Below are 9,906 nucleotides of genomic sequence, written 5' to 3'. Positions count from 1 at the left end.
GTTCAATATTCATCAGATGCATCAATACTTCCAGCTCCTTATGGATGATTTGAGCTTCATACTCTGTCAACTGAATCGTATATTGCTTATTCCGCCTCATGGTTGCCAACAGGATTGCCGTGATTTGTGTCAGATATGAATCGTCCGTCCGCATAGATTCGGAAAGGGCGAGAGTGATAAATTTAATATCCCGGCTTGAATAAAGATGTTCCGTGAGATAATTTGCTCCGTGAATAAGTAACATATTCGGTTCTATCGCAATAAACTCTCCATTCAGTAGAATTTCCGAACGGCCTTCAAGAACGAATATCATATAAAGCTCCCGATTGAAATAACATTCATTTGCCGGATAACTTCTATCTTTATATTCACTCCGGAAACAGACTACCTCCTCTTTATAATGAGGAAGTTCAGGATGCTCCTTCAACAATTGTGTATTATCAAATATACGAGATTTTACCATTTACACCTTTATTTTATGACGTAAAAATACGATTTGTTTCGGATATGACAAAAACTGTATGGAATTAGATAATCTATTTCAGAGTAAAAAACAAGACCTTTGCATATCCTTTTCAATACATGAGAAAGGAATCAATAGAAAGAGGTTAAAAAGACATGGAAATGAAAGAGATTTTTAAGAGGTATTTAGTGTTTGTTATCGGACTCTATTTTTTAGCGGCAGGTATCGTGTTGATTATACGCTCGGCATTGGGAACTACTCCCATATCGAGCATCAATTATGTATTAAGCCTGAATAGTCCTTTATCGTTGGGTACTTGCACATTTATCATCAACATGGTGCTTATCCTGGGACAGTTCTGGTTAATCCGAAAGAATAGAACCCGACAAGATATTATTGAAATTCTTCTTCAACTACCGTTCTCTTTTATCTTTTCGGCATTCATTGATTTCAATATGATGCTGACAAGCGAACTGCATCCCGCTAATTATGGTATGTCGATTGCTTTATTACTTACAGGATGCATGGTGCAGTCTATCGGAGTAGTGCTTGAACTGAAACCAAAAGTAGCCATGATGAGCGCAGAAGCATTTGTGAAATATGCATCCCGCCATTATAACAAGGAATTTGGAAAGTTCAAAGTTTATTTTGATATTACTTTGGTTACATTAGCCGTGATTCTCTCGCTGCTGCTGACTCAAGGTATTCAGGGAGTACGAGAAGGATCACTCATTGCCGCTTGTATAACGGGGTATATCGTCAGCTTCCTGAATCAGAAGATAATGACTAGAAAAACCCTCCATAGATTACTGCCGGTCTGGAAGTAAGCCCTATATCTATTTAAAATAAACGCCTTATAAAAGGAGTCATATAAAAAGGTCAATATAAGAAAATCACTATAAAAGAAAGTCGCTTCTCTGTTAGAATCTGATTGATTCTTTCAAAGAAGCGACTCTTTATTTTAGATATAATTATACTCGTATTTACTTCTTCTGACTATCTATCTCTTTCAGAAGTTCATCCACAGCCACCTTTAGTTGGGTATCCTCTCCTTTGACTACTGTTTCCGGATTATTGGCAACCTTTACATCCGGTTCCAATTGGGTATTTTCCAAATAACTGCCGTCAGGCAAACGATAACCGACGATAGGAATACCAAAGACCAGTGAAGGATCTTGTAAAGTTTCCCAAGACACACTTGTCATAGTACCCGGAACAGGCATACCGACAAGTTTGCCAATCTTTTGATGTTTATATACCCACGGAGTTCCGTGTGCATTCGAGTAGTTGGCCTCACATTGCAACATAATGGAAGGTTTGTTCCAACGACGGCTCGGCATATCACAGGCTTCACGTCCACGCACTACTTGTGTGAAATACTTCTGACCACTGAACAGTATTTCAATATCTTCATGCAGACGGCCACCACCGTTGAAACGGGTATCAATCACAATGCCTTCGCAGTTGTTATATTTTCCCAGAATGTCCGAGTATACAGTACGGAAGCTATCATCTCCCATCGACTGAATATGAACATATCCCAAACGTCCTTTCGACCATTTTTCAACATCTGCCGCACGTTGTTTTACCCAACGTTTGTATAACAATCCATTCAGTTGCCCGTTGGTGACCGGCATCACCACTTCTTCCCAACGCTCTTTATTTTGTGGATTGTAGATTGAAATCAATGTTTTTTTCCCTGCTTTATTATTCAGCAGACAGGTTATGTCATTATCGAGAGTTATCTCTTCTCCATTAATCTTTTCAATGATGCAACCAACCTTTACTTTGGTACGTGAATGATCGAACGGACCTTTTTCTATTACTTCGGCAATCTGCATTCCTTTTCCCTGATAATCCCAGTCGAACAAAAGTCCGAGATTAGAAGTGACATCTCCTTTTCCTTTGGGAGAATAACGTCCTCCGGTATGTGAAACATTCAGCTCACCCAACCACTCACTCAATAATTCTGCAAAGTCATAATTGTTATCAATATGAGGCAAGAACTTACGATAAGCATTAGTCATAGCATCCCAGTCAACCCCGTGCATATTGACATTGTAAAAACGTTTTTGATGTTGTTTGTACACATGGTCAAACATCGTTTCACGTTCGGCAGCCAAGTCCATTTTCATTTCAGCCTGATAGCTGATGGACTTCAACGCATCCGACTTGGCATCCATCTTTTGCATAATCCGGCTTCCCAACAAAAAGATATCTCCTTTTTTGTCCAACATCAACGATGCCCAACCGGTATTGAGTTTGTGCAGACGCTTCGTATCTTTTTCACGGAGATTCATTTTCCAAAGGTCATATCCACCTTCGAACGCGGAGAAATAGTAAAGATCTTCCCCGTCTTTTGAAAGTATGGCACTACCCAAGTCGGAAGAATTGGGAGTCAAACGTACGATACGGTCTTCAATGCCGTTCAGCTCGACAAGTATCTCTTTTTGATCTGCCTTATCATCAGCAGACTCATCCTGATTACTGTCTTTGCTGCTATCTACTTTGCTCTTTTCCTTGTCGGCCTTGCTTTTATCAGTCTTTCCCTTGTTAGCATTTCCTTTATCTGCTTTTTCCGCCTTAGACTTCTTTCCGTCTTTCGTCTTCTCATCGTCTTTCTCCTTTGCCTTCTTCTGTTCCTTTTCAAATTCCTTGAGTAATTCGAAATCTTCCTTACTCAAACGGTAACGATCATAAGCATCCTGATTGAGAAACACCAACATCACATCTTGCTGCGATCCCCAGGAAGCGTGCGCACGCATACCATAGCGTTCGGTTTGGAAAAGAATAGCATTCCCATCGAGTACCCAACGCGGAGCACCACTGATATATCCACTATTTGTCAGATTAGTAATTGCCCCTCCCTGTGCGCTGACAATGCCTACATCCGAATAAGGATCGTGACGGTTGCCTATAAATTCAAGAGTGAACCATTTACCATCAGGCGACCATTCGTAATCGAATCCTCCTCCGGTGTTATACCATGTAGAACCATCCGTTACCTGACGTACCTTTTTTGTTTTCAAATTGAGTACCATCAAACGATTACGGTCTTCGATAAAAGCCAATTCTTTACCGTCCGGTGAATATTGCGGATAAGTACGTTCTACCGTTTTAGACGGTAATAATACTTCCTCTTCAATAAGAGTGGCATTAGGGAAATTCGGGTCTTCCTTACGACTTATTTTGGCGGTATAAAGTTGCCAGTTACCGGTTCGCTCGCTGGCATAAACCAGTGTCCGGTTGTCCGGAGCAAAAGAAACGGCAGCTTCTTTTGCCGGAGTATTTGTGATTTGCTTGGTGGTAGCATAATCAGTTGAAGTCACGAACACATCACCACGTACAATAAAAGCAATTTGTTTACCGTCCGGAGATACAGAAGCGGAAGTTGCTCCCTGTGAGAATTTAAGTGTAGCAAGCTGCTGCTCATCATCACGGACCAATTCTACTTTTACTTTTTCCGGACGTGCACCAGACTTCTGTGTGTATAACTCACCATCATAGGTATAACATAAGGTACCTTTATCGCTGACAGACAAAAAACGTACCGGGTGAGTTTTGAAAGTAGTCACAGCTTTCACTTCCTGTGGAGTATTCAAAAAGAAAGTATACACATTGAAGGAACCTCCATCACGCTCACTTAAAAAATAGACAGCATTACCATCAGGTGCATACACAGGATTACGGTCCTCTCCTCCCCGGTTTGTCAGGTTCGTATGTTTTCCCGTTTGGGTATTATATAACCAGATATCTCTCGTAATGGAAGAAGTATGATGCTTTCTCCATTCATCTTCAAACCCTTTACGATCCTGATAAAGAAAGTTCTTCCCTGTTTTATCAAAACAGACCAGTTCGGCAGGAGTGCCCAGCACTTGCTCGGTACGTCCGCCGGCAACAGGAACTTTATATAATTCCGTCATCGCTCCTGTAGGAAACAGGGCACTGCTTGCCGGATCCTGTATAGAGGCAGAGAAAAAGACATACTTTCCATCCGGAGTAAAAGCCGACGGTATTTCTGATGCAGAATGATAGGTCAGTCGCCGGGCGGCACCTCCGTCAGCAGGCATAATGAATAAGTCAAAATTTCCATTCCGGTCACTGGCAAACGCAATTTGCTTGCCATCGGGCGACCAAACCGGATTGGCTTCATAAGAGGTTTGTGTGGTGAGTTGAACAGCTGTTCCTCCTTGTGCAGGGACTTTATAAATGTCACCCTTGTAACAAAAAACAATTTCTGATCCATCCGGTGATATACGTGCATCACGCATCCACAAAGGAGTAATTGCATAGCTGGATAATGCTGATAGTACCAGCGCTAAAGAAGTTATTAGTTTCCTCATATCAAATTATTATAAATTTATTCCGATAAATCGGTTTGAATTAGTTTTCCCGTGTAATTATAAAATGTGCTGTCACCAAAGTCCTTGTAAAAGAAGGCATATTTATCCACTCCCGTACAATGACAAACGCCAATCTGTCGGGGAAGATATTCCTGTAAATAATCTGCAATGACCTGATATTTTTGTTTTTCCGCATTATGGATATGAAAACCTCCCAGAAGTAACTTACAAGGAGATTCGGGAAAGGCAGCCTGAACCGTACGCAAAATATTGGTTATTCCCCGATGAGAACAGGCACTTAATACGGAAAATCCTTCTGGTTCCACCAATACCACCGCCAATTCATCCTGAAAAGTATCCGGTATTTTGCATCCATCTTCTTGCTGAACCCAAAAACGTTCAAAATGGGTATCTGCCTGATTTATAATATCAATAGAGGGAAAAAGGAAAACTCCGGGAAGCAGTTCGGTCTGCTTTGTAATAAAGCGGAAACGGGAACGATCGAGGTTTTGTGTATGCATCATCCCGTTCTCACGTTCATCCTTGAATTTAGGAGAAAAAACCTCACGCTTACAGACAACGGTTGCCTGCGTATTCAATTCAAAAAAATAACGTAGTCCGCCCGTATGATCGCTATGACCATGAGATAATATCAAATAATCGACTTTTTGCAAGTCAATATGCAACAAGCGGGCGTTACGGATAAACAAGTCGGATGCTCCCGTATCGAAAAGTAACCGATGTCCCGATGTCTCAATATAAAGAGAAAGACCATGCTCTGCCTGCAATTTACGTCCATAGACACAATTCTCCACAAGAGTCGTTATTTTATAGCCCATGACACTTAGTTAGTTATCAAACGAATTATACAAAATAAAAAGTTCTGCCACAAAATTATAATAATTCTGTGGCAGAACAAGCAATCCAGTCAATTAAGTAATCGTAAAAAGGGGAAAAAGGTGAGGGTAGTGAGGGAGGAATTGCAACCTTTTATTTTTATATTTTATTTTTTCCTATCTATATTTTCTCTAAAAAAAAACACGAATGTTAGAAATCCTCCCTCACTACCCTCACCTTTTCCCCTCTTCTTATAAAAAAAGACGGCGGAAAATCTGGAAAACATAACCGTCTTTTCCAGATTTCCCGTCAGGTTTTAAAAGTTAAGTTCAAAACTATATCTCAAATATTCGAACAAATCCATTTATCATATTCTTTATGAATATCTTTAATATGGAAAACAAACAGTTACACCATCTTTCCCATATTATATGCTTCCTGCATGTAGGGAGTATCTTTAATCTCTCCTACTTTCCATGCACCGATTCCATAGACCGTCCCTTTTTCCAGTGGTCCTTCCAAGCAATCGAGGAAGCCACGGAAGCCGTCGATAGTACGCTCCATCATTGCTTTATCGTTTTCTGCTGCCGCAATAATGAAATAAAATTCCTTATTGGTTATTTCCGTATAACGTGCGCAACAGCGGTCAATCATTATCTTCATCTGCCCGCACATGGTGTAAAAATAGACCGGGGTTGCCATTACAATCACATCGGCAGCAATCATCTTCTCCACGATTTCCACTGCATCATCCTTCTGCGGACAAGGTTTACCGTACATACTGCAAACACTGCATCCCGTACAAGGATGAACCGTTTTGTCTTTCAGAAAAATCTTCTCTACTTCATTGCCCGCCTCAATAGCACCTTTCATAAATTCATCACAAAGCAAATCCGAATTACCACCTTTACGTGGACTGGACGAAATTATCAAAACTTTTTTAGCCATAACTTTCTTTTATTACTTTCATCTTTCAGAATTAATCAGTCTTTTCACTCTGCAAAAATAGACAATTTATAACATAGCGAATGTATATAAATTACAGAGAAATATACCCAGATTACAGATTCAAACATAACAAAAGATTTTTTCTACCAATATTTAATTTATATCTTTGTCCACAATACGAACAACATGATACAATGAAAAAAATACAACTGACCGACACACATAAAGAAAAGCTGTTTCAAATCCCCCTTTTTCGGAATTTGCCCTTAAACATTAAAGAATCCCTATTGGAGAAACTAGATTTCGTAGTCTATATAGCAAACAAGAAAGAGATAGTTGTTACGCAGGGAACGCCTTGCAACAAACTGTATGTGTTGTTGGAAGGGAAATTGCGCACGGATATTATCGACGGACTGGGAAATGAAGTGATGATTGAATATATCATTGCGCCACGCACTTTTGCCACTCCACATCTTTTTAGCTCGGACAACACATTGCCGGCTACTTTCACTGCCCTTGAGGACAGTGTGATACTTATGGCAACAAAGGATTCTACCTTTAAAGTTATCAGCCAGGACCCGCAAGTATTGCACAATTTTCTCTGCATTGCAGGCAATTGCAATATCTGTACCGTATCACGTCTGAAACCACTCTCCCGCAAGACTGTTCGGGAAAGATTTATCGTTTATCTGTTCGAGCACAAGAAGAAAGATTCCCTGATAGTGGAGATTACACATACGCAATCCCAACTTGCCGAATACCTGAATGTATCACGTCCCGCCTTATCGAAAGAAATTAATAAGATTATCAAGGAAGGGCTTATCACTATGGAAGGGAAACGGGTGGAAATTTTGAATAAGGCCGCTTTAGAGAAATTCATATAATAAAGAAACAGGGGCAGGGTTGAAACTAAGGAATAATTTGGCTCTTATATCGAAAACAAGTTAAATATATAAATGAGCCGAAGAGAAATAAAACTGTTTTTGCTATATTTGCAATCAGAAAGAAAAGCAAAAAAATATGACAGATGAACAATTAGGGCAAATGAAGCTTATCTTCAATTACAACGATGTATTCTACAGCTTCTTCTATGATGACCTCAGCGGCTGCGTACATCGTTCCCGCGAATATGCCATCAATTACGTCTATTCGGGTGAGATGATTCTCGACAATGGCAATGAGCAAATTCATGTCGGAAAAGGCGAATGCGTCTTCATACCGCGCGACCATCACATTACGATGTACAAGAAGACGAAAGATGGTGAACGCTACTGCGGTATCTTCCTGATGTTCACACGTCGTTTCTTACGTGAAATGTACGGTAAGTTGGAACAACGTAAAGTACCGACCAATACCGCGAAACTCAATTCCGGAGTGATAAAACTTCCGAAAACGGCCGAACTCGCCAGTCTGTTCGCTTCGATGACGCCCTACTTCGATCCGAAGGTGAAACCTGTGGATGACCTGATGCAACTGAAATTGCAGGAAGGTCTGCTCGCATTATTACATATCAACAAAAAGTTCGCGCCGACGCTTTTCGACTTCAATGAACCGTGGAAAATAGATATTCTGGAATTTATGAACGAGAACTACATGTACGAGCTCACGATGGAAGAGATGGCACACTACACGGGACGCAGCCTTGCCACATTCAAACGGGATTTCAAGAAAATCAGCGACCTCACTCCCGAAAAATGGTTTATCCGTAAACGACTCGAAGTAGCTTACGCCCTGATGAAAGAGGGCGGCAAAAAGGTCGTGGATGTTTATGCCGAAATCGGTTTCAAGAACCCGTCTCACTTCTCAACCGCCTTCAAAAAACAGTACGGTATGCCGCCGACCGACACATTCGTGTAAATCGGAGCAAAATATATTGAGTTTTTTAATTAAATTATTTAAGCCTCACTGCGACATCGCAGTGAGGCTTAAATATCAACTTACAGCTTGTTCCTTACAGTAACCTTACGGTAAGGGCAGCCCTGATAATTTACCGGAAAATATAGAGTATACAATCTTCATAGCAATGTGTATGCTGATGCCATATTGTCCACCGCCAAACTTGATTATCATAAATTCAGAACTACTTTTCCTGCCATTTGCATGGAGCTTTTAAGAAAATAGATAGTTGAGCTTTTGAGTAACTCCTTTTGAGCCCGACAATAATGTGCCGCTTATTTTATAGCCGTACCTTTGCAATATGAAATAGAACAATAACCATTTAAATAATAGAATGATGAGAACAGCGAATTTTAAATCCGCAGCTATCGCAGCCTTGTTAAGTATGGGGTTGCTTACCGGCTGCACGAACGGTATTACAAATCAAAAAACAAGTAATCATATGGACACATTGAATCTTACACAGGAATGGGACAAAAAGTTCCCACAGAGCGACAAGGTTAATCATCGTAAAGTAACTTTCAAAAACCGCTATGGCATCACACTTGCCGCCGACTTGTACGAACCCAAGAATATCGAAAGTAAACTCCCTGCCATTGCCGTTAGCGGCCCTTTCGGGGCTGTGAAGGAACAGTCATCGGGACTTTATGCGCAGACAATGGCCGAACGCGGATTCCTCACCCTTGCGTTCGACCCCTCTTATACGGGCGAGAGCGGTGGCGAACCCCGTAATGTGGCATCGCCCGACATCAACACCGAAGATTTTAGCGCGGCAGTGGATTTCCTGATTGCACACCCCAATGTAGATGCCAAACGCATCGGTATCATCGGCATCTGCGGATTCGGTGGTATGGGACTGAATGCCGCGGCAATGGACACGCGCATCAAAGCAACAGTAGCTTCTACAATGTACGATATGAGCCGCGTGAATGCCAACGGCTATTTCGATGCCGAGGACAGTGCCGAAGTACGCCGCAACAAACGCGAGGCGATGAATGCTATCCGGACCCGTGATGCACAGAACGGCACGGCCACTCCCGGTACGCCCGGTCTGCCCACTAGCATCAAGGGCGACGAGCCGCAATTCGTCAAAGACTACTTCGATTATTACAAGACTGAACGTGCTTTTCACGCCCGTGCCATCAATTCTAATGGTGCATGGAACCCCACGATGGCTCTTTCGTTCATCAATATGCCATTGTTAACCTATATCCACGAGATTGATAATGCTGTATTGCTCATTCACGGCGAAAATGCCCATTCGCGTTATTTCAGCGAGGATGCCTTCAAACGCCTCAAGGGCAACAACAAGGAGTTACTAATCGTTCCCGGAGCCAACCACACCGACCTTTACGACCGGAAGATTCCGTTTGACAAACTGGAAGCATTTTTCAAGTCAAACCTCAAATAAAATAAAAA

General features: G+C 41.5%; 7 protein-coding genes and 1 pseudogene. 4 read left to right on the top strand and 4 right to left on the bottom strand.

Features of this window, described 5'->3' with window-relative positions:
- Positions 1 to 463, bottom strand: a pseudogene (locus AB5217_RS20500) (AraC family transcriptional regulator); the annotation flags it as partial.
- Between the two features lie 155 nt (positions 464 to 618).
- Between AB5217_RS20500 and AB5217_RS20495 the strand changes: the two are divergent.
- Positions 619 to 1,290 (top strand): YczE/YyaS/YitT family protein, encoded by a 672-nt coding sequence (locus AB5217_RS20495; protein ID WP_004297076.1) that lies wholly within the window; start codon positions 619 to 621, stop codon positions 1,288 to 1,290.
- A gap of 156 nt (positions 1,291 to 1,446) precedes the next feature.
- Here AB5217_RS20495 and AB5217_RS20490 read toward each other — a convergent pair whose 3' ends face one another.
- The 3 genes from AB5217_RS20490 to AB5217_RS20480 all read right to left on the bottom strand — a co-directional run bounded on the left by AB5217_RS20490 (position 1,447) and on the right by AB5217_RS20480 (position 6,591).
- Positions 1,447 to 4,806 carry a S41 family peptidase gene (locus AB5217_RS20490; RefSeq protein WP_032844248.1) on the bottom strand — a complete coding sequence of 1,120 codons (3,360 nt, stop codon included), beginning with the start codon at positions 4,804 to 4,806 and terminating at the stop codon, positions 1,447 to 1,449.
- Between the two features lie 17 nt (positions 4,807 to 4,823).
- Positions 4,824 to 5,645, bottom strand: coding sequence for an MBL fold metallo-hydrolase (locus AB5217_RS20485; protein WP_004326661.1), 822 nt, complete (start codon positions 5,643 to 5,645; stop codon positions 4,824 to 4,826).
- Positions 5,646 to 6,051: 406 nt separating this feature from the next.
- Positions 6,052 to 6,591, bottom strand: a complete 540-nt coding sequence (locus tag AB5217_RS20480) for a flavodoxin family protein (RefSeq protein WP_004326660.1) — start codon at positions 6,589 to 6,591, stop codon at positions 6,052 to 6,054.
- Between the two features lie 194 nt (positions 6,592 to 6,785).
- Here AB5217_RS20480 and AB5217_RS20475 point away from each other — a divergent pair, with 194 nt between their 5' ends.
- From AB5217_RS20475 to AB5217_RS20465, 3 genes are all read left to right on the top strand, one after another.
- Entirely contained in the window at positions 6,786 to 7,475 is a 690-nt protein-coding gene (locus tag AB5217_RS20475) for a Crp/Fnr family transcriptional regulator (protein WP_004304055.1), read from the top strand.
- 136 nt (positions 7,476 to 7,611) lie between these two features.
- A complete protein-coding gene (locus AB5217_RS20470; RefSeq protein WP_004326659.1) occupies positions 7,612 to 8,448 on the top strand; it encodes an AraC family transcriptional regulator in 837 nt (278 codons plus the stop codon).
- Between the two features lie 376 nt (positions 8,449 to 8,824).
- Positions 8,825 to 9,898 carry an alpha/beta hydrolase gene (locus tag AB5217_RS20465; protein ID WP_004321299.1) on the top strand — a complete coding sequence of 358 codons (1,074 nt, stop codon included), beginning with the start codon at positions 8,825 to 8,827 and terminating at the stop codon, positions 9,896 to 9,898.
- Positions 9,899 to 9,906 lie beyond the last annotated feature (8 nt).

The organism is Bacteroides sp. MSSM.1001136sp1_RTP21357st2_D2_RTP21359_211015 (assembly GCF_040913205.1).
In the GTDB taxonomy this organism is placed as follows: Bacteria; Bacteroidota; Bacteroidia; order Bacteroidales; family Bacteroidaceae; genus Bacteroides; species Bacteroides ovatus.
Note: the sequence above shows the minus strand (reverse complement) of the source record. Positions and strands in the feature narration are given on the sequence as shown.